Origin of the sequence: Neisseria flavescens (genome assembly GCF_001618065.1) — a bacterium.
GTDB lineage: Bacteria > Pseudomonadota > Gammaproteobacteria > Burkholderiales > Neisseriaceae > Neisseria > Neisseria flavescens_A.
This window is the reverse complement of sequence record NZ_LAEI01000055.1, coordinates 38,442-57,858: the sequence shown is the minus strand read 5'-3', so window position 1 is coordinate 57,858 and position 19,417 is coordinate 38,442. Positions and strand designations below refer to the sequence as shown.

The window sequence follows — 19,417 nt, the reverse complement described above, 5'->3', positions numbered from 1 at the left end:
AGCAAATGCGCATTTTACACGCTGTCTGCAAGTTTTCCAAATAAAACGCTTGACAGTAAACAGCCCTCTCTTTATAATTCAAATCTTTCTTGATGCACCCGTAGCTCAGTTGGATAGAGTATCTGGCTACGAACCAGAGGGTCGGGCGTTCGAATCGCTCCGGGTGCGCCACAGAAAATCTCCGCGCCCATCGTCTAGCGGTTAGGACATCGCCCTTTCACGGCGGTAACCGGGGTTCGATTCCCCGTGGGCGTGCCAGTTTATAAAAAAGCGCAATCTGTTTCAGATTGCGCTTTTTTGCATTTATCGGTTTTGAAATGATTTGAACCTCTCTTTTTATCTGCTAATGCAGGTTGGCATTTGTCATAATCTACTAAAAGCATTTATTATTACATATCTAATAATCATAATTTAAGGGAAAACGTTCATGGCGTGGCGGTTTGTGTTGCCTGCTTGGGTGGTGGGTGTAGTGCTTTCGTTTGCGTTGCCGTTTGTGCCGCCATGGTGGGCTTGGTTGTCTGTAATCATTGGCGCGCTTGCGTTGTATCGAAGATTTGCTGTGGCTTGGTTGGTGCTGGCCGTCTGTATGGGCATGGCGTTTGGTGTGTGGCGGACCGGGCTGGTGTTGGCCGGTCAATGGCCTGTAGGGGAGGTGACGGCTAAAGTTTTGACGGTTGAAGTGGCGGATATGCCGCGTGATGATGGTCGGCGCGTGCAGTTTGCGGCAAGGGCTTGGGATGAGCGTGGGCAGGCTTTTGATTTGATGTTGTCGGATTATCAGCGGCGTGATTGGGCGGTGGGCAGCAGGTGGTCTGTATCGGCGCGGGTAAGGCCGGTAATCGGTGAGGTGAATGTGCGCGGTTTGAACCGTGAAACATGGGCTTTAGCCAATGGTATCGATGGCATGGGTACTTTGGGGCGCGACAGGAAACTCGTGCGGCAAGGCGGCGGTTTCGGTTTGGCTAATATGCGTGATGCGGTAAGCCGGAGTTGGCAGAGAACGGCGGACAAATATCCTGAGTTTTCAGACGGCATAGGGCTGATGCGTGCTTTGAGTATTGGCGAGCAATCGGCGTTGCGGCCACCTTTGTGGCAGGCATTCCGGCCTTTGGGACTGACGCACTTGGTCAGTATTTCGGGCTTGCATGTGACGATGGTGGCGGTATTGTTTGCCTGGCTGATTAAGCGAATTTTTCGTTATTTGCCGTGGATTCCGGCGCAACCGCGTGTGTGGATATTGGCTGGTGGTGTTGCCGGTGCTTTGTTTTATGCGCTTTTGGCCGGTTTTTCCGTACCGACGCAACGCAGTGTGTTGATGTTGGCTGCGTTTGCGTGGGCATGGTGGCGCGGCAGTGGCGGCTCGGGCTGGACGGCGTGGTGGCAGGCTTTGGCTGTTGTTTTGTTGTTGGACCCGTTGGCTGTATTGGGCGTGGGAACTTGGTTGTCTTTCGGCTTGGTTGCTGCTTTGATTTGGGCTTCATCAGGCCGTCTGAAAGAGTCGGGCTGGCATTTGGCTGTACGGGGGCAATGGGCGGCAACTATATTGTCGGTGGTATTGCTGGGCTATTTGTTTGCTTCGTTACCTTTGCTCAGTCCGTTGGTTAATGCGCTGGCTATTCCTTGGTTTTCTTGGGTGTTGACACCGTTGGCTTTGCTGGGTTCGGTTTTTCCGTTTGAGCTTGTCCAGTTGGTAGCGGCATTTTTGGCGGAATATACTTTACGCGGTTTGGTATGGCTGGCTACGGTATCGCCTGAATTTGCCGTCGCAACGGCGCCTGTGCCTTTGCTGGTGTTGGCGATGATGGCGGCTTTGCTGTTATTGCTGCCTAAAGGAATGGGCTTGAAACCTTGGGCATGTCTGGTTTTATTGGGTTTTGTGTTTTACCGTCCTGCCAAGTTGGAGGAAGGGGTGGCAAGAGTTACGGTGATGGATGCAGGACAAGGTTTGTCGGTGTTGATACAAACGCGTAACCGCAATCTTTTGTTTGATACGGGAACGGAGCAAGTGGCGCAAACAGGTATTGTGCCGAGTTTGAACGCGATGGGCGTGCGCCGTTTGGACAGCCTGATTTTGTCGCACCATGATATTGACCATGATGGCGGTTTTCAAAGTGTGGCGGCTGTCGGTACCGATAAATTGCTTGCCGGACAACCTGAGTTTTATCCGAATGCAGAGTTTTGCCAAGAAGACAAATGGCAATGGGACGGCGTAGATTTTGAGTTGCTCAGGCCGTCTGAAAATACGGGCAAGGAAGATAATGATCAAAGCTGCGTATTGCGTGTCGTGACAAACGGCAAAGCCTTGTTGATAACTGGCGATTTGGGTGTAAAGGGCGAGGCCGGTTTGATTGAAAAATACGGCAATGCGCTATATAGCCAAGTGTTGGTATTGGGACATCACGGCAGCAGCACGGCTTCGTCAGGCAGCTTTCTGCATACGGTTTCGCCGCAATATGCCGTGGCATCCAGCGGCTATGCCAATGCCTACAAACATCCGACCGTTGCCGTACAAAATCGTGTCCGCGCGCACGGCATTACTTTGTTGAGAACGGATTTTTCAGGCGCGTTGGTGTTTGCTTTGGGACAGGGCGATATATTTCAAGGCCGTCTGAAAAAGGATAAGTTTTATTGGCAGAAGAAACCGTTTGAGTAAAAAGGCTAAAAGGCCGTCTGAAAGACTTTTTCAGACGGTCTTAATATTTTTTATTGACGGGCATTATCCAAATTTTGTGTGAATCCAATTGTGGATAGTTTGGTTTGATATTTGATAATAAAGAATAAATTAATCGTGATGAAAAAATAGGCAGTTTAAAATAGGGTAATAATCACAAAGTTATTAGTAATTATCAGCATGATGTTCTGTATATCAAGTGGGAGCTGAAAGCAGCACAGAGTTTGCACGTTTCTACAATGAAGATGCTGCGCAGCTGACAGCCGCCAATATTATCGGCTGATGGTTGTTTTAAAGTTTAAGGCCGTCTGAACCTGATATTTCATGTTCAGACGGCCTTAAACTTATATAATATCCGACCCATCTGTTTAAAAAGGCAATCCCTATGAACACCATACGCACCAAAATTTGCGGTATTACCCGAACTGAAGACGCGCTGGCCGCGGCCGAATTGGGCGCAGATGCCATCGGGCTGGTGTTTTACGCCAAGAGTAAACGGGCAGTGAGTATTGAGCAGGCGCAGGCGGTTGTGAAAAATCTGCCGCCGTTTGTATCGGTGGTGGCCTTGTTTGTGAATGAAAACGAGCAAACCATCCGCGAGATTTTGCGTCAGGTGCCGATAGATGTGATTCAGTTTCACGGCGATGAAGACGATGATTTTTGCCGTCGGTTTGACCGCCCGTATTTGAAGGCCGTACGCGTACAGTCCGCTGCCGATATTCAGACGGCCTGTGCCAAATTTCCGAATGCACGCACCTTGCTGTTTGATGCCTATCATCCGACTGAATACGGCGGTACGGGACAAAGTTTCGATTGGACCATGTTGCACGGCACTATCGGCAAACCATGGATACTTGCCGGCGGATTGACTGCGGAAAACGTTGCCGAAGCGGTAAAAATCAGTGGCGCGGCGGCGGTAGATGTGTCCGGCGGCGTGGAAATCTCCGGCGGGATTAAGAGCAGGGAGAAAATGGCGGCGTTTATTCAGGCAGTAAAGGCCGTCTGAAATTTTGTTTGAATTAAAAACAACCGGAATACAGATATGCAAGAGCCAATCGTTGAGTCCCACCCCTTTGCAGCCTTGTTGCCACCGCAGGCAACGGTCATGATGATGGGGACGTTTCCGCCTAAAGAAGAAAAACACGCGATGAAGTTTCATTATCCGAATTTCCAAAACGATATGTGGCGCGTGTATGGGCTGGTGTTTTTCGGCGATGCGGCGCATTTTCAAAAGCAGGGCGAGAAAGCGTTTGATGCCGATAAAATCAAAGCGTTTTTAAGTGAGAAAGGGATTGCATCCTGTCCGACCGTATTGAAGGCAATACGCGAACATGGCAATGCTTCGGATAAGTTTTTAAAAGTGATAGAAACCGTCGATTTGGCGGCAGTATTGGCGCAAATGCCCGAGTGCCGCCATCTTTGCACCACCGGCGGCAAGGCAACCGAAGTTTTGTTGGAGATTCAAGGCAGCGGCATGAAAATGCCGAAGACCGGTGAAACAGTACTGTTCCCCTATGCTGGACGTGAGTTGACCCTGACGCGCCTACCTTCGACTTCGCGTGCCTATCCGTTGAGTTTGGCGAAAAAAGCGGCGGCATATCGGGCTTTTTTTGAAACGGCTGGATTGACTGTTTTTCAGGAGTAGGGTGATGGACCGTTATGAAATTTCTTTAATGACGTTTATGGCTTTGTGGTGGCTTTTTAATGTCGTCTCAGTGTGGCTGAAGGCCAAACAATGGCATATAAAGGTATTGCTGGGCGGAACGCTTTTGTATGTGATACAAATATCTGCAGTCATTATGTCTGTTAACGGCCTTAATTGGATATTTTTGAACATAAGCACTATAAATACCAATGAGTTGATTATTGCTTTGCTTGTGCTTAACTTTCTAGGTTGGTGGTTGCTGGCACTGTGGCTGGGGATGTTGGCATTAAAACTATGCCTGAGAAGCAAAAACGAAGAAAAACATATCGCGCCGCCGTTGGGTACGGCATTAGTTGCAACATCGAGCTGTACGCTGTTATTTCTATTTTGTCTGCTGATATTATTATTCAATTAGTTGCCGACAAGATGAATAGAAAACGGCTATAATTGCTGACAATTTTTACTTTCAGACGGCCTTTTACTGAATCAGGCCGTCTGAAACCATAAAACGAACAAGGAAAAATCCCATGAAAAATTATCACGCTCCCGACGAGAACGGCTTTTTCGGCGAACACGGTGGCCTGTACGTTTCCGAAACCCTGATTCCTGCTTTGCAAGAATTGGCAGAAGCCTATAAAGCAGCGAAAGAAGATCCTTTATTTTGGGAAGAGTTCCGCCATGATTTGAAACACTATGTCGGCCGTCCCAGCCCTGTTTACCATGCCGCGCGATTGTCCGAGCATTTGGGCGGCGCGCAAATATGGCTGAAGCGTGAAGATTTGAACCACACCGGCGCGCACAAAGTCAACAACACCATCGGTCAGGCATTGCTCGCCCGCCGCATGGGCAAAAAACGCGTCATTGCCGAGACCGGCGCAGGTCAGCACGGCGTAGCTTCTGCCACCGTTGCCGCACGCTTCGGCATGACTTGCGACGTGTATATGGGTGCAGACGATATCCAACGTCAAATGCCGAACGTGTTCCGTATGAAATTATTGGGTGCGAACGTGGTCAGCGTTGACAGCGGCAGCCGTACATTGAAAGATGCGATGAACGAAGCCATGCGCGAATGGGTCGCCCGCGTGGACGACACGTTCTACATCATCGGCACTGCCGCAGGCCCTGCGCCGTATCCCGAAATGGTACGCGATTTCCAATGCGTGATCGGCAATGAAGCCAAAGAACAAATGTTGGAAGCCATCGGCCGCCAACCTGATGTTGCCGTTGCCTGCGTGGGTGGCGGCTCGAACGCCATCGGTTTGTTCCATCCCTATATCGAAGAAGAAAACGTACGTCTGGTCGGTGTAGAAGCCGGCGGTTTGGGTGTGGATACGCCTGATCACGCCGCACCGATTACCAGCAAAGCCCCTATCGGCGTATTGCACGGTTTCCGCAGCTATTTGATGCAGGACGAAAACGGCCAAGTTTTGGGTACGCACTCTGTTTCCGCAGGATTGGACTACCCAGGCATCGGCCCGGAACACAGCCATTTGAACGACATCAACCGCGTAGAATACACCGTAGCCAAAGATGACGAAGCACTCGAAGCCTTTGATTTGCTCTGCCGTTTTGAGGGCATTATTCCTGCGCTGGAATCCAGCCATGCCGTTGCTTGGGCAGTCGCCAATGCGCCGAAAATGAGCAAAGACCAAGTGATTTTGGTCAACCTCTCCGGTCGCGGCGACAAAGACATTAATACTGTGGCGAAACTCAAAGGCATTGAGTTGTAAGCCTTATTGATTGAGCAGTAAAGGCCGTCTGAAAAAGCTGGATTTCAGTCTTTCAGACGGCCTTTGTTTCCATAATGATCAGCGTAGTATTTTATCCGCGCAAACTCTATCAAGTATCGTCGGCTAAGGGAATTTATCCTTCCAAACCGATCTTGTACGCTTTCTAAACCAATTATTCAATTTATCCATCACCATGAAACATTTAGCAATCCATCTAAAACTATTGGGCATGGCGGCGTTTTGGGGCGCATCTTGGCCGATGGGGCGGATGCTGGGACAGGCGCTGCCGCCTTTAACGGGCGGTATGTTGCGCTTTTTGACGGCGGCAATCTTGCTTTTGGGCTGGCTGTTTGCACGGTATCGATTGCGTACTTTGGCGGTTTTGTCGCGTAAACAATGGCTTGGATTGGCACTGGCGGCGGCATTCGGCGTATTTGGTTTTACCGTATTGTCTATGCTGGGTTTGCAGCGGATTCCTGCTTCAAGGGCGACGGTGTTGGTCACGTTCAATCCTGTGTTGACGATGTTTTTTGCGGCTTTGCTGTTTGGCGAGAAGCTCAACGGCAAGATTGTGTCGGGTATGTTGTTGGCAGTGGCAGGCTCGATATGGGCGGTTACGCATGGCGAGATTGCGGCATTTTTATCGGGCGGCGGCATAGGGTGGGGCGAAGTGCTGGTGTTTTGCAGCCTTTGCTGCTTGGTCACTTATACGATGATAGGCAGGGCGGTGTTGCAGGGGATTGATGCGCTGACGGTCACTGTGGCCACCGCTTGGTTGGGTGTAATGATGTTGCTGCCGCCTGCGCTGATTTCAGACGGCCTGCCGTTTGGTATGCTTGCCGAACTGGACGGCAGGGGCTGGTTTGCTCTGATTGGCCTGTCTGTCGGCGCAACGGTTTTGAGCTATGCGTGGTATTTTGAAGGCGTGAAGACTTTGGGTGCAGGCAGCGCGGCGGCGTACATCACTTTGGTGCCGGTATTCGGCATTTTGTGTTCCGCTTGGTTTTTGGGCGAGGCATTGCATGTTTCCTTAGTTGCCGGCTGTTTGGCGGCAGTGGGCGGATTGGCGTTGATGCAGTATGGAAGACGTGCCGTCTGAAATAGGAAATATGTTATATAATAATGAAACTGATCAAACCATTGTTTTAAACATGTCTGAACATTCCTCCCTGCTCGATTTCGACCGCGCCCACTTGCTCCATCCCTATACATCCATGACAGCCCCGTTGCCTGTTTATCCGGTGCGACGAGCGGAGGGCGTGCACATCGAATTGGCGGATGGTACGCGGCTGATTGATGGGATGTCGTCTTGGTGGTGTGCGATACACGGCTACAATCATCCTGTTTTGAATCAGGCGGTTGAGGCGCAGATTAAGCAAATGTCGCATGTGATGTTTGGCGGTTTGACGCATGAGCCGGCGGTGGAACTTGGCAAATTATTGGTCAGGATTTTGCCGCAGGGGTCGGACCGTATTTTTTATGCGGATTCAGGTTCGGTTTCGGTAGAAGTCGCACTGAAGATGGCGGTGCAATACCAGCAGGCGCGGGGTTTGACGGCAAAGCAGAATATCGCGACGGTGCGGCGCGGATATCATGGCGATACTTGGAACGCGATGTCCGTCTGCGATCCGGAAACGGGGATGCACCATATTTTCGGCAGCGCTCTGCCGCAGCGTTATTTTGTCGATAACCCGAAAAGCCGCTTCGATAATGAATGGGACGAGGTGGATTTGCAGCCTGTCCGTGCCTTGTTTGAAGCACATCATGCGGATATTGCCGCCTTTATTTTGGAACCGGTCGTGCAGGGCGCGGGCGGCATGTATTTTTATCATCCGCAGTATCTTCGCGGTTTGCGCGATTTGTGCGATGAATTTGATATCGTGTTGATTTTTGATGAAATCGCCACCGGATTTGGGCGCACGGGTAAGATGTTTGCCTGCGAACACGCGGATGTCGTGCCGGATATTATGTGTATCGGCAAGGGCTTGAGCGGCGGCTATATGACGTTGGCGGCGGCGATTACTTCGCAAAAAGTCACCGAAACGATTTCGCGCGGCGAAGCGGGTGTTTTTATGCACGGCCCGACGTTTATGGCGAACCCGCTGGCGTGTGCCGTAGCCTACGCTTCGGTCAAACTGCTTTTGTCCCAAGACTGGCAGGCAAATATCCGCCGCATCGAAAGCATCTTAAAAGGCCGTCTGCAAGCAGCATGGGACATTAGCGGCGTGAAAGACGTGCGCGTTTTGGGTGCTATCGGGGTGATCGAACTAGAAAAAGGCGTGGATATGGCGCGTTTTCAAGCGGACTGCGTGGCGCAAGGGATTTGGGTGCGCCCATTCGGCAGGCTGGTGTACCTCATGCCGCCTTACATCATTTCAGACGACCTCTTGACCGAACTTGCCTATAAAACCGTACAAATCTTGAAGGAATACAGCAAATGAAAGGCGTTTACTTCGTCAGCGGCATTGATACGGACATCGGCAAGACCGTCGCTACCGGCGTGTTGGCAAAACAATTGTTGCAGCAGGGTAAAAGTGTGATTACGCAAAAGCCTGTGCAAACTGGTTGCAAAAATATCGCTGAAGACATCGCCGTCCACCGCAAAATCATGGGTATACCCATGCAGGAAGCCGACAAGCAAGGGCTGACCATGCCCGAAATTTTCAGCTATCCGGCCTCGCCCCACCTCGCCGCCCGTCTGGACGGCAGGACTTTGGACTTGGGCAAAATCTGTACCACCACTCAAGAATTGGCGACGCAATACGAAATCGTCTTGGTCGAAGGTGCGGGCGGATTGATGGTGCCGCTGACGGAAGATTTGTTGACCATTGATTATATTAAGCAACAGGCTTATCCCGTCATCCTCGTTACCAGCGGACGGCTCGGCAGCATCAACCACACCCTGCTCAGCTTCTCCGTGCTCAAACAATACGGCATCCAGTTGCACAGCCTGATTTTCAACCATATTCACGACAGCAAAGATGAAACTGTTGCCGGCGATACCTTGGAATATCTTAAAGGCCGTCTGAAAGATGAGTTTCCCGAAGCCAAATGGCAAGAGTTGGCTAAAACAGAGGTGTCAGATGGAGCTTGATATACCGCGTGGCACGCTTTGTTCACATGCCGAAGCCTTAAGCCTCTTGCCGTCTAAGGCCGAACATCTGCTGACCGTTTCTTCGCTAACTGCCGCTTTGCGCGCTTCTGGTAAGGATTTTTCAGTCGAGCCGGTGTATTTGGGTTTGACGAAGGGAGCGGAAAACGGAGACGAAATCTTTGTGCGCGATGTTTGGCTCAAACTGGACGGCGAAACAGTGATACAAGCCAGAAGCGCGTGCCGGCCGGATAGCCGTCTATGGACAGAATTATTGGATTGCGGAACGCAGCCTTTGGGCGAGCGCCTGTTTGACGGTACATTGCCGTTGAAGCGTTCGGATTTTGAGTTTCTTCGTTTTGAAGATTCCGACCGTCCATCTTTCAGACGGCCTGTTACCGCGCGCCGTTCCTATTTCGATTGGAACGGCGAAACATTGGAATTAACAGAATATTTCTTATTGAAATTAATAGATTTATACCGCTAAGGCCGTCTGAAAATAAAACCGATTACCGATGTTTGTCATAATTCTGTTATAATACAATAAATTAAATTGTTAAGATCTGTTTGATTTCAGACGGCAATAAATTATAATAAGAGCTAAGGCTCTAAAAAGCCTTTCCTTCCGAATCGACACATAAACAACGACACATTACATCAATGAACATAAGGCGCTTTTTTCTACAATTTCTACCGCGTTGCGCTGTCGGACGGATGGTGATATACGCCAAGCTGATGCGCGTCGACAAACCCATTGGCACACTGCTTTTGCTGTGGCCGACTTATTGGGCATTGTGGATTGCATCTAAAGGCGTTCCCGACGCGGATATTTTTATTGCCTTTACCGCAGGTACATTTCTGATGCGCAGCGCAGGTTGCGTCGTGAATGATTTTGCCGACCGCAATTTTGACGGCGCAGTAGAGCGCACCAAAAACCGCCCGTTTGCCAAAGGTTTGGTTTCCAAAACCGAAGCGCTGCTTTTGACCGTCATGCTGTGTCTGATGGCCGCTTTATGCTTGGTGCCGCTCAACCGTTTTACTTGGCTGATGAGCCTTCCGGCCTTATTTTTGGCCATCACATATCCTTTCACCAAACGCTTTTTCCCGTTGCCACAGTTTTATTTAGGACTGGCATTTTCGTTCGGCATTCCCATGGCCTTTGCCGCTGTGCAAGGCCGAGTGCCTCCCGAAGCATGGTTGATGTTTACTGCTAATGCCTTATGGACGCTGGCTTACGACACGATTTATGCCATGGCGGACAAAGAAGATGATTTGAAAATCGGTATTAAAACTTCGGCAATCACATTTGGTCATCACGATATTACCGCCTCTATGCTTTGCCATTTTTGGTTTACCGTATTGATGGTGGTGCTGGGTATTAAAATCGGCGCAACTTGGCCTTATTGGCTGGTATTGCCGATAACCGCGTATTGGCAGTGCCAGCAATATGCAGCCATCCGTACGCGCGACCGCCAGTTGTGCTTCCAAACGTTTTTGGCCAACAACCGCATCGGCTTGGCGTGGTTTTGCGGATTAGTCTGCCATTATTTCTGGTTGTTTTTGGTTTCCAAATTATTTTAAAAAACTAGGTTGAGGCCGTCTGAAAAGGAAGGGAAAAGGAGTATGCCGGACATACTCCTTTTTATTTAAACCATGATTTAGCCAATAATAGAATTTTTACTTTAAATCAATTATAATCAAATAGTTGGAATATTTTCGACTCGTTAAAAAATATCAAAAACAACATGGAAAATGTTAGCAGGGCGAGTGTAAATTACGCCTTCAGGATTGAGATTTGCACCGACAATCGGTACAATCCCATTGTTTTGCGACATTTAAAAGAGATACACATGAGCCTGATTGGCGAAATTTTACCTTTGTCCCATATCGTTTTGGATTTGGAAGTCAGCAGCAAAAAGCGTCTGTTTGAAGAGGCTGCACAGCTGCTGGAGAATGAAGCAGAATTACCGAATACCAACGTGTTCGACTGCCTGTTTGCCCGTGAAAAACTCGGTTCGACCGGTTTGGGGCAGGGGGTGGCGATTCCTCACGGCCGTCACGCATGCGTGAAAAAAGCTACCGGTGCGTTTATCCGCACCAAAGAGCCGGTTGCCTTTGATGCGCCCGACGGCAAACCTGTCTCCCTGATTTTCATCCTGCTTGTGCCTGAAAACGCTACCGGCGAACATTTGGAAGTCTTGTCCAAACTGGCCGGCAGATTCTCTCAAAAAGCCATCCGTGAAGCGTTGATAGCCGCAACTTCTGCCGAAGAAGTACGCACACTCCTGACCGAAGAGTAATTCATGCCCAGCATATCCGTCCGCCGCCTGTTTTCCGACAATCAGCACAAACTCGAACTCGCTTGGGCTGCCGGCAATTCCGGCGCGGACAACCGTATCGGTGTCGAAGCCGATAAACCCGTCTTGGCCTTGGTCGGCCACTTAAACTTTATCCATCCCAACCAAATTCAAGTTGTCGGCGTAGCTGAAGCCGAATATTTGCGCCGCTTGGAAACGGGCGAGCTTAACTACGATTTCGGCGAGCTTTTCGACATCCCCATGTCTTTGGTTATCGTCGCCAACGGTTTGCCGGTTTCACCCAAATTGCGCGATTATTGCCATACCAACAGTATCCCCTTGCTGACTTCCAAACAGGAAAGTCCGCACCTGATGGACGTTTTGCGGATTTATCTGCAACGTACATTGGCTACTTCCACCATCAAGCACGGCGTATTTTTGGATGTATTTGAAGTGGGCGTACTCATTACCGGGCAGTCCGGCTTGGGTAAGAGCGAATTGGCATTGGAGCTGATCTCGCGCGGCCACAGCCTGATTGCCGATGATGCGGTCGAGCTCTTCCGTACCGGTCCAGAAATGCTGGAAGGCCGTTGCCCACCTATGCTGCGTGATTTCCTCGAAGTACGCGGTTTGGGCATACTCAATATCCGCCATATTTTTGGCGAAACCTCCATCCGTCCGAAAAAAATCCTTCAGCTGATTATCAATTTGGTTCCGGCCGACGACGGATACATGAAACAACTCGATCGATTGAGCATCCGTACCGAAACTGAATCTATCCTCAACGTCAGCATCCGTTCCGTTACCCTGCCTGTTGCAATCGGTCGAAACTTAGCAGTATTGGTTGAAGCTGCAGTGCGCAATTACATCCTTCAATTGCGCGGCAAAGACAGCACCAAAGAATTCCTCGAACGCCATCAAACACAACTCAAAGAAAACGAACAAAATCATGAAAATCGTCCTGATTAGCGGCTTATCCGGCTCAGGAAAATCCGTAGCCCTCAAACAACTCGAAGATTTAGGCTATTATTGCGTCGATAATCTGCCTTTGGAAATGTTGCCTTCGCTGGTGTTGTACCATATTGAACGCGGCGAAGAAACCCAGCTTGGTGTCAGCGTTGATATCCGTTCCGGTATCAATATCCAAGAAGCGCAAGAGCAAATCCAATATTTGCGTGACGAAGGGCATCAGGTCGAAGTCCTGTTTGTTGAAGCGGAAGAGGGCGTTTTGGTTCGCCGCTTCTCAGAAACCCGACGCGGACACCCTTTGTCCGGTCAAAACCTGACTTTGTTGGAAAGCCTGCAAAAAGAACGCGAGTGGCTCTTCCCGCTTAGAGACATCGCATATTGCATCGATACGTCCAAAATGAACGCTCAGCAGCTGCGTTACGCCGTTCAACAATGGCTCAATATTGAACGTGTCGGCTTGCTAGTCATTCTTGAATCCTTTGGTTTCAAATACGGCGCTCCCAATAATGCCGACTTTATGTTTGATATGCGCAGCCTGCCCAATCCGTATTACGATCCGGAATTGCGCCCCTTTACCGGCATGGACAAACCTATTCAAGATTATTTGGGCCAGCAGCCGTTGGTTCAAGAAATGGTTGATGACATCGACCATTTTATTAGCCGCTGGTTGCCGCGCCTGCAACAAGAGAGCCGCAGTTATGTGACGATTGCCATCGGTTGTACCGGCGGGCAACACCGCTCCGTTTATGTTGTGGAAAAACTGGCCGAGCGCCTCAAAGGCCGTTACGAACTCCTTGTCCGCCACCGTCAGGCACAAAGCTTGGCAGGACGCTAACTTGCCGTTTCAGACGGCCTCAAAGGAAGAAACCATGAAAAAAATCAGTCTGACTGCATTATCCCTGCTTATCTTGACCGCCTGCGCGACAGAGCCTGTTACTGCTTACCGTTGGCACCGTACCGGAGCGAGCGAAGCTGAAGTTTCTCGTCAAATCAATACCTGCAAATCACAAGTTCAAAATGGAACCAAACGTGGCAATACATCCAAAACGTTTGAGCAATGTATGGATGAAGCAGGTTATTACAGCTATGAACATGGCAACCTCTAAATCCTGATTGACCGATTATCCAAATACCGAGGCCGTCTGAAATACAATGATTTTTCAGACGGCCTCAGATACGAATAGAAAGAATAAAAAGACATGGCTATCCAATGGTTTCCCGGCCACATGAACAAGGCAAAAAAAGCCATTGCCGAACGCATTAAAAGCGTTGATATGGTGATTGAGATGCTGGACGCGCGTATGCCTGCTTCCAGCGAAAACCCTTTGCTTGCCCAGTTGTCCAAAGGCAAGCCCAAACTCAAAATCTTAAACAAGCAAGACCTTGCCGATCCCGAGCGCACCAAAGTTTGGCTCGAACACTACAACAGCCGCCAAGATACCCGCGCCATTGCGCTTGATTCTTCCGAAACCGGCGCGCATGGCAAAATTACCCAAGCCTGCCGCGCCATGATTCCGCATCGCCAAGGTATCGAGAAGCCGTTGCGTGTCCTGATTTGCGGTATCCCTAACGTCGGCAAATCCACCTTGATTAACGGCATGATCGGCAAAAAATCTGCTAAAACCGGTAATGAACCCGGTATTACCAAAGCTGAACAACGCCTTTTCCTCGCCGATGACTTCTGGCTTTACGACACCCCCGGAATGCTGTGGCCAAAAATTATCGTCGAAGAAGGCGGCTACAACCTTGCGGCCGGCGGTGCAGTCGGACGTAACGCTCTGGACGAAGAAGAAGTGGTGCTTGAGCTTTTGGATTACCTCCGCCGCCATTATCTGGCTCTGTTGCAAGAGCGCTATCAAGCCGACAAAGATCCAAGCAGCCATTGGGACGATACTTCTTGGCTGGAGTGGATTGCCAAGAAACGCGGTGCGGTTTTGAGCGGCGGCCGGGTCAACTACCAAAAGGCCGCTGAAAATATCTTGACTGATTTCCGCGAAGGCAAAATTGGTAGAATCACGCTGGAAACGCCAAACCAATGGGAAACTTGGCTGAAAAAAGCTAGACAGAAAGAGGCTGAACTTAAAGCCATTCGCGAAGCCAGAAAGGCGGAAAGAAAAGGGCAGCAGCCTTCAGCCGATTAATCTAAAAGGCCGTCTGAAATCTATTTTCAGACGGCCTTTTGTTGGAATAGACAATTTAGAGGGCGGTACGGCTGAAGCTGTCCAGGGCTTTATCGGTTTGGATTTGGTTGAACTGCATGATGGTTTTGTCGCCTTGCTTTTCGTCCAATTCGATTTTACGCACCAGCGTATCGCCGTTGATTTCGATACGGTTGAAGATTTGGCGGGTAATGGCGGTTTTCGGAGTTAAGGTCAACGTCCATTTTTTCTCGTTGCCGTTTAATTTCAAATCAAATTGTTTTTCCAAGCCTTGGGTATTGCCGCCTAAAAGGTCGAGGAAGAGTTTGATTTGGCGGCTTTGGCCGTTGAGCTTGCTGGCGTTTGGGTTGACCCATTGGCTGCCGTTCCACTGCATGATGCCGTCTGAACGCACGCGCAGGGTGGTTTCAAATGGTTTTTGCATTTTCCAGAGCAGGCCTTTTTGTGGGACAAGGGTAAAGCTGCCGCTGGTGGTCATGGGTTTGCTGAGGGATTTGAGCTGGCGTTGTTGGACAAAATTGCCTTGCACGTTTTGCGGTTTTTGCAGGGTTTGTGCCAATTCGGCAGGGGAAAATGCCCACAAAGCCGGAGCGCTGATGAGGAGAGTAAGAGAAAGAATGGTTTTTTTCATTGTGTTTCCATAAGGTTTGAGGCCGTCTGAAAGTTCAGACGGCCTTTTATTGCTTTAATTATAAGGCTGACAAGGCCTGATTAAAGGTTGCGCTCGGACGCATCGCTTGCGCGGCTTTTTCAGGATTGGCTGCGTAGTAGCCGCCGATGTCGACTGCTTTGCCTTGTACGGCAGAGAGTTCTTCAACAATTTTGGCTTCGTCGGCAGTCAAAGCGGCTGCCAATGGCGCAAATGCGGCTTTCAGTTCAGCATCTTTGTCTTGCGCTGCCAATTCTTTCGCCCAGTAGAGGGTGAGGTAGAAATGGCTGCCGCGGTTGTCGAGTTCGCCAGCTTTGCGTTTAGGCGATTTGTCGTTCAACAGCAGTTTTTCGGTGGCTGCATCCAAAGTGTCGGCGAGGACTTGGGCTTTGGCGTTGCCGGTTTTTTGCGCCAGATGTTCAAACGATACGGCAAGTGCGAGGAATTCGCCCAAAGAGTCCCAACGCAAGTGGTTTTCTTCGAGGAATTGTTGAACGTGTTTCGGTGCAGAACCACCCGCGCCGGTTTCAAACATACCGCCGCCATTCATCAATGGAACGATAGACAGCATTTTTGCGCTGGTACCCAGTTCCAAAATTGGGAACAAGTCGGTCAGGTAGTCGCGCAGGACGTTGCCGGTTACGGAGATGGTGTCTTCGCCGTTTTTCAGACGGCCCAAGCTGAATTTAGCGGCTTCTTCAGGAGCGAGGACGCGGATGTCGAGACCGTCGGTATCCAGTTCGGCAAGGTAGGCTTTAACCTTGGCAAGCAGGCTCTTGTCGTGCGGACGGTTTTCGTCGAGCCAGAACACGGCTGGTGTGTTGCTCAGACGGGCGCGGTTGACGGCGAGTTGTACCCAGTCTTTAACCGGAGCGTCTTTGGTTTGGCACATACGCCAAATGTCGCCGGCTTCAACGTCGTGTTGCATCAGGACATTACCTGCTGCATCAATGACTTGAACTTGGCCGTCGGCTTCGATTTCAAAAGTTTTGTTGTGTGAACCGTATTCTTCGGCTGCTTGCGCCATCAGACCGACGTTAGGAACGGTACCCATGGTTGTCGGGTCAAATGCGCCGTGTTCGCGGCAGAAGTCGATGGTTGCTTGGTAAACGCCGGCGTAGCTGCTGTCAGGAATCACGGCTTTGGTGTCTTGCGCTTTGCCGTCTTTATCCCACATACGGCCGGAGTTACGAATCATCGCAGGCATAGAAGCATCGACGATGACATCGCTAGGAACGTGCAGGTTGGTAATGCCTTTGTCGGAATCAACCATGGCCAAATCAGGGTTGGCAGCGTAAACGGCAGCGATTTCAGCTTCAACGGCGGCGCGGGTGTCCGCATCCAGTTTATCCAGATTGGCAAGCAGGTTGCCGAAGCCGTTGTTGACGTTGACACCTGCGGCAGCCAGTTTGTCGCCGAATTTTTCAAATACAGGCGCGAAGAATACTTTGACGGCGTGTCCGAAGATAATCGGGTCGGACACTTTCATCATGGTGGCTTTCATGTGTAGCGAGAACAATACGCCTTTTGCTTTTGCGTCTTTCACTTGTTCGGTAAGGAAGGCGAGCAGGGCTTTTTTGCTCATCACGGTCGCGTCGATGATTTCGCCGGCTTTCAGGGCAACAGGCTCACGCAGCTCTTTTTTGTTGCCTTGTTTGTCGGTGAACACGATGGATACGGAAGTCGCTTCAGGTACGGTAACGGATTGTTCGTTATGGAAAAAGTCGCCGCTTTGCATGGTGGCAACGTGGGTTTTGGAATCTTTGGTCCATGCGCCCATGCTGTGCGGATGTTTTTTCGCAAAGTTTTTCACTGCCTTAGGCGCGCGACGGTCGGAGTTGCCTTCACGCAGGACAGGGTTCACCGCGCTGCCTTTGATGCGGTCGTAGCGTTCGCGTACGGCTTTTTCTTCATCGGTTTGAGGGTCGGCAGGATAGTCAGGAACGGCAAAGCCTTTAGACTGCAATTCTTTAATCGCGGCCGTCAGTTGAGGTACGGATGCGCTGATGTTCGGCAGTTTGATTACGTTTGCATCGGGTTGTTTCACCAGTTCGCCCAATTCGGCAAGCGCATCAGGTACGCGCTGCGCTTCGGTCAGGTATTCTGGAAAAGCCGCCAAAATACGGCCGGAGAGAGAGATGTCACTGGTTTTGACATCAATATCGGCGTGGCGGGTAAACGCCTGTACGATTGGCAACAGGGATTGAGTGGCCAATGCAGGAGCTTCGTCGGTGTAGGTATAGATAATGGTGGATTTAGTCATGGGATTATTCTCTATGTAGGTTAAGTTTTTCTTTTCGGGCACATCGCGAGAAGAAACGTGCTAAGCCTATTATGGCATATTTCGGCGGATTTGGTTGTTGTTTTAATGTTATTGTTTTTCAAGTTGCGGAAAAGAAAAAGGCCGTCTGAAAAGACAGCCTAAATATAAGGACTTATCCGATAATCAAAACGGCATTGCTGCCGCCGAAGGCAAATGACGAGCTGGCGGCAATGCGTTTTTCAGACGGCCAGCGGCTGTTTTCGTCGGTTAAAGCGATGTTGGGCAGCTCGGAATCGGGTACGTTGTCCCATTGTTGGGGCGGCAGTTTGCCTTCCGGATTGTATTGGCGGTTGGCCATCAACCAGGCAAATGCGGCTTCAATCGCACCGGCTGCACCCAAGGTATGACCGGTAGACGGTTTGGTTGACGTGCAAAGGGTATGGCTGCCAAATACTTCGGCAACAGCTCGGCTTTCCATGCTGTCGTTGTGTTGCGTGCCGGTGCCGTGCAGATTGATCCAGCCGATGTCTTCTGCTTTCAAACCGGCTTTATTCAAAGCGGCCTGAAAGGATTGGGCTGCACCCAAACCGTCGGGGCGGGGCGAAGACATATGGTAGGCATCGCTGCTTGCACCATAGCCCAGCAACTGCATTTCGCCGTCAAAATCGGCATCGCGCGTCATCACGAAAAATGCGGCCGCTTCACCGATATTGATGCCGTTGCGATTAGCAGAAAAAGGCTTGGCGATGCCGTCTGAAAGTACTTCCAAAGAGGCAAAACCATTAATCGTCAGCGGAGAAAGCGTATCCGCGCCGCCGCAAATCACGGCATCACACAATCCGGCACGAAGCAGTCGAGCTGCGCTGATGAGGGCGCGTGCGCCGGAAGTGCAGGCGGTGGAGACGGTATAGCGCAAGCCGTCCAAACCGTACACTTGGGCGATAAATTCGGAGGGCGAAGCCATGGTGTGTTGCAGCTGCTTGAACGGAACATCCGTCCATTCACCGCCTTCGACAACGTGTTGGAACAAGGGGATATTTTCGTCTGCGCCACTGGTGGAAGTACCAGTCACGACAGCGACCCTTTCTTTGCCGTAACGGGTAATAGCCGTCTGAATCAGTCCGTCTATTTGCGAAAGCGCGTGCAGGATAAGCTGGTTGTTGCGGCTGCGATGCGCTTCGGGAATGCTGTCGGGCAGAGGCATCAGGGTTTCTTTGATCGCACCGAAAGCATGCGTTTTGCCTTTTACCCATTGGTCTGAAAAAGTCAGGGGTGTGTTTTCAGACGGAGTGAGTAAGGCATCGGCATGAACTTGCAAGCCGCTGCCTAATGCGCTGGTCAGTGCCGGACGGCTGAGATAAACAGGAGTATTCATGAATTAGTCTTCTGCAATCGGGCTGACCGTCCAGAAAGTTTGGTCGGGGAAGCCGATGAGGAATTGTTCGGAATGGTGGGCGACACACCACAAATCACGCTCGCGGTAGCTGAACACCGCACCTTTGCCGTCAGGGCAGAAGCCTTGATGGGAGGCGTTTTGTTGGCGTGCTTCAGGGTAAAGCGTGGCGGCTTGTTCGGCGGCCAAAAGCGGCAACAGGGCGGCAAACAGTCGACGCGAATTGGCATTGGGCATCACAAAGCCGTCATTTTTCCAGCCTTTGGTGTTGACCGATTGACGAGATACCGGTGCCCCCAGTGCATCGGTTTGGACAAAGCGAATGCCATCTGAATGAGGTTCGACTGCCAAGAGATTGGTTTGAACGGTTTGCCCCGCCGCATTGGTCTGCTCAAGTTTGAACCATTGGCCTTCTTTGGAAAGCGGCGGCAGCGTTTGCGGATGGGGGAGCGAGGTCGCGCATGCGGAAAGCAGCAGTGCGGCAAGCAAAGGGATAAATCGCATAAGGTTTTATCTATCGGTCAAAATATTTAATGGTGTGGATGAAGTT

The 19,417-nt window shown here is 50.5% G+C and carries 19 protein-coding genes and 2 tRNA genes; 17 read left to right on the top strand and 4 right to left on the bottom strand.

Annotation, left to right across the window (positions count from 1 at the left end):
• Positions 1-94: 94 nt before the first annotated feature.
• The 17 genes from TW89_RS08645 to ylqF all read left to right on the top strand — a co-directional run bounded on the left by TW89_RS08645 (position 95) and on the right by ylqF (position 14,544).
• A tRNA-Arg gene (locus tag TW89_RS08645) sits at positions 95-171 on the top strand.
• Between the two features lie 12 nt (positions 172-183).
• A tRNA-Glu gene (locus TW89_RS08640) sits at positions 184-258 on the top strand.
• 169 nt (positions 259-427) lie between these two features.
• Positions 428-2,653, top strand: coding sequence for a DNA internalization-related competence protein ComEC/Rec2 (locus TW89_RS08635; RefSeq protein ID WP_128581166.1), 2,226 nt, complete (start codon positions 428-430; stop codon positions 2,651-2,653).
• A 403-nt stretch (positions 2,654-3,056) separates the two neighbouring features.
• Positions 3,057-3,677 carry a phosphoribosylanthranilate isomerase gene (locus tag TW89_RS08630; RefSeq protein WP_128581165.1) on the top strand — a complete coding sequence of 207 codons (621 nt, stop codon included), beginning with the start codon at positions 3,057-3,059 and terminating at the stop codon, positions 3,675-3,677.
• 36 nt (positions 3,678-3,713) lie between these two features.
• On the top strand, positions 3,714-4,316 hold the full coding sequence (locus tag TW89_RS08625; RefSeq protein WP_128581164.1) for a uracil-DNA glycosylase family protein: 603 nt from the start codon (positions 3,714-3,716) through the stop codon (positions 4,314-4,316).
• A 4-nt stretch (positions 4,317-4,320) separates the two neighbouring features.
• Positions 4,321-4,731, top strand: a complete 411-nt coding sequence (locus tag TW89_RS08620; RefSeq protein ID WP_128581163.1) for a hypothetical protein — start codon at positions 4,321-4,323, stop codon at positions 4,729-4,731.
• Positions 4,732-4,843: 112 nt separating this feature from the next.
• The gene (gene trpB / locus TW89_RS08615; RefSeq protein ID WP_128581162.1) at positions 4,844-6,046 is read left to right on the top strand and encodes a tryptophan synthase subunit beta; all 1,203 of its coding nucleotides are present in this window, start codon (positions 4,844-4,846) and stop codon (positions 6,044-6,046) included.
• 193 nt (positions 6,047-6,239) lie between these two features.
• A complete protein-coding gene (locus tag TW89_RS08610; protein WP_128581161.1) occupies positions 6,240-7,145 on the top strand; it encodes a DMT family transporter in 906 nt (301 codons plus the stop codon).
• 52 nt (positions 7,146-7,197) lie between these two features.
• Positions 7,198-8,487, top strand: a complete 1,290-nt coding sequence (gene bioA / locus TW89_RS08605; RefSeq protein WP_128581160.1) for an adenosylmethionine--8-amino-7-oxononanoate transaminase — start codon at positions 7,198-7,200, stop codon at positions 8,485-8,487.
• A complete protein-coding gene (bioD, locus tag TW89_RS08600) occupies positions 8,484-9,140 on the top strand; it encodes a dethiobiotin synthase (protein ID WP_128581159.1) in 657 nt (218 codons plus the stop codon). The genes bioA and bioD overlap by 4 nt, the downstream gene beginning before the upstream one ends.
• Positions 9,130-9,624: a chorismate--pyruvate lyase family protein gene (locus TW89_RS08595; protein WP_128581158.1), complete on the top strand. Its 495-nt coding sequence runs from the start codon at positions 9,130-9,132 to the stop codon at positions 9,622-9,624. Before bioD ends, TW89_RS08595 begins: the two co-directional genes overlap by 11 nt.
• 173 nt (positions 9,625-9,797) lie before the next feature.
• Positions 9,798-10,718 (top strand): 4-hydroxybenzoate octaprenyltransferase, encoded by a 921-nt coding sequence (gene ubiA, locus TW89_RS08590; RefSeq protein WP_128581157.1) that lies wholly within the window; start codon positions 9,798-9,800, stop codon positions 10,716-10,718.
• Positions 10,719-10,987: 269 nt separating this feature from the next.
• On the top strand, positions 10,988-11,437 hold the full coding sequence (gene ptsN, locus TW89_RS08585) for a PTS IIA-like nitrogen regulatory protein PtsN (protein ID WP_128581156.1): 450 nt from the start codon (positions 10,988-10,990) through the stop codon (positions 11,435-11,437).
• 3 nt (positions 11,438-11,440) lie between these two features.
• Positions 11,441-12,403, top strand: coding sequence for an HPr(Ser) kinase/phosphatase (hprK, locus tag TW89_RS08580; RefSeq protein WP_063075370.1), 963 nt, complete (start codon positions 11,441-11,443; stop codon positions 12,401-12,403).
• Positions 12,384-13,238, top strand: coding sequence for an RNase adapter RapZ (gene rapZ, locus TW89_RS08575; RefSeq protein ID WP_070646757.1), 855 nt, complete (start codon positions 12,384-12,386; stop codon positions 13,236-13,238). Before hprK ends, rapZ begins: the two co-directional genes overlap by 20 nt.
• A gap of 34 nt (positions 13,239-13,272) precedes the next feature.
• The gene (locus TW89_RS08570) at positions 13,273-13,509 is read left to right on the top strand and encodes a lipoprotein (protein ID WP_003684875.1); all 237 of its coding nucleotides are present in this window, start codon (positions 13,273-13,275) and stop codon (positions 13,507-13,509) included.
• A 93-nt stretch (positions 13,510-13,602) separates the two neighbouring features.
• A complete protein-coding gene (gene ylqF / locus TW89_RS08565; RefSeq protein WP_063068855.1) occupies positions 13,603-14,544 on the top strand; it encodes a ribosome biogenesis GTPase YlqF in 942 nt (313 codons plus the stop codon).
• Between the two features lie 55 nt (positions 14,545-14,599).
• On the opposite strand, the gene TW89_RS08560 is transcribed toward ylqF, so the two are convergent.
• The 4 genes from TW89_RS08560 to TW89_RS08545 all read right to left on the bottom strand — a co-directional run bounded on the left by TW89_RS08560 (position 14,600) and on the right by TW89_RS08545 (position 19,371).
• A complete protein-coding gene (locus TW89_RS08560; protein ID WP_004520070.1) occupies positions 14,600-15,193 on the bottom strand; it encodes a LolA family protein in 594 nt (197 codons plus the stop codon).
• A 58-nt stretch (positions 15,194-15,251) separates the two neighbouring features.
• Entirely contained in the window at positions 15,252-17,474 is a 2,223-nt protein-coding gene (locus tag TW89_RS08555; RefSeq protein WP_128581155.1) for an NADP-dependent isocitrate dehydrogenase, read from the bottom strand.
• Positions 17,475-17,646: 172 nt separating this feature from the next.
• Positions 17,647-18,849, bottom strand: coding sequence for a beta-ketoacyl-ACP synthase (locus tag TW89_RS08550; RefSeq protein ID WP_128581154.1), 1,203 nt, complete (start codon positions 18,847-18,849; stop codon positions 17,647-17,649).
• 3 nt (positions 18,850-18,852) lie between these two features.
• Complete coding sequence (locus tag TW89_RS08545; RefSeq protein ID WP_128581153.1) at positions 18,853-19,371, bottom strand: hypothetical protein; 519 nt, start codon at positions 19,369-19,371, stop codon at positions 18,853-18,855.
• Between the last annotated feature and the right edge of the window lie 46 nt (positions 19,372-19,417).

Excerpts from the sequence above, each read along its gene's own strand:
- TW89_RS08635 (WP_128581166.1), top strand. The coding sequence starts at position 428 with ATGGCGTGGCGGTTTGTGTTGCCTGCTTGGGTGGTGGGTGTAGTGCTT.
- TW89_RS08630 (WP_128581165.1), top strand. The coding sequence starts at position 3,057 with ATGAACACCATACGCACCAAAATTTGCGGTATTACCCGAACTGAAGAC.
- TW89_RS08625 (WP_128581164.1), top strand. The coding sequence starts at position 3,714 with ATGCAAGAGCCAATCGTTGAGTCCCACCCCTTTGCAGCCTTGTTGCCA.
- TW89_RS08620 (WP_128581163.1), top strand. The coding sequence starts at position 4,321 with ATGGACCGTTATGAAATTTCTTTAATGACGTTTATGGCTTTGTGGTGG.
- trpB (WP_128581162.1), top strand. The coding sequence starts at position 4,844 with ATGAAAAATTATCACGCTCCCGACGAGAACGGCTTTTTCGGCGAACAC.
- TW89_RS08610 (WP_128581161.1), top strand. The coding sequence starts at position 6,240 with ATGAAACATTTAGCAATCCATCTAAAACTATTGGGCATGGCGGCGTTT.
- bioA (WP_128581160.1), top strand. The coding sequence starts at position 7,198 with ATGTCTGAACATTCCTCCCTGCTCGATTTCGACCGCGCCCACTTGCTC.
- bioD (WP_128581159.1), top strand. The coding sequence starts at position 8,484 with ATGAAAGGCGTTTACTTCGTCAGCGGCATTGATACGGACATCGGCAAG.
- TW89_RS08595 (WP_128581158.1), top strand. The coding sequence starts at position 9,130 with ATGGAGCTTGATATACCGCGTGGCACGCTTTGTTCACATGCCGAAGCC.
- ubiA (WP_128581157.1), top strand. The coding sequence starts at position 9,798 with ATGAACATAAGGCGCTTTTTTCTACAATTTCTACCGCGTTGCGCTGTC.
- ptsN (WP_128581156.1), top strand. The coding sequence starts at position 10,988 with ATGAGCCTGATTGGCGAAATTTTACCTTTGTCCCATATCGTTTTGGAT.
- hprK (WP_063075370.1), top strand. The coding sequence starts at position 11,441 with ATGCCCAGCATATCCGTCCGCCGCCTGTTTTCCGACAATCAGCACAAA.
- rapZ (WP_070646757.1), top strand. The coding sequence starts at position 12,384 with ATGAAAATCGTCCTGATTAGCGGCTTATCCGGCTCAGGAAAATCCGTA.
- TW89_RS08570 (WP_003684875.1), top strand. The coding sequence starts at position 13,273 with ATGAAAAAAATCAGTCTGACTGCATTATCCCTGCTTATCTTGACCGCC.
- ylqF (WP_063068855.1), top strand. The coding sequence starts at position 13,603 with ATGGCTATCCAATGGTTTCCCGGCCACATGAACAAGGCAAAAAAAGCC.
- TW89_RS08560 (WP_004520070.1), bottom strand. The coding sequence starts at position 15,193 with ATGAAAAAAACCATTCTTTCTCTTACTCTCCTCATCAGCGCTCCGGCT.
- TW89_RS08555 (WP_128581155.1), bottom strand. The coding sequence starts at position 17,474 with ATGACTAAATCCACCATTATCTATACCTACACCGACGAAGCTCCTGCA.
- TW89_RS08550 (WP_128581154.1), bottom strand. The coding sequence starts at position 18,849 with ATGAATACTCCTGTTTATCTCAGCCGTCCGGCACTGACCAGCGCATTA.
- TW89_RS08545 (WP_128581153.1), bottom strand. The coding sequence starts at position 19,371 with ATGCGATTTATCCCTTTGCTTGCCGCACTGCTGCTTTCCGCATGCGCG.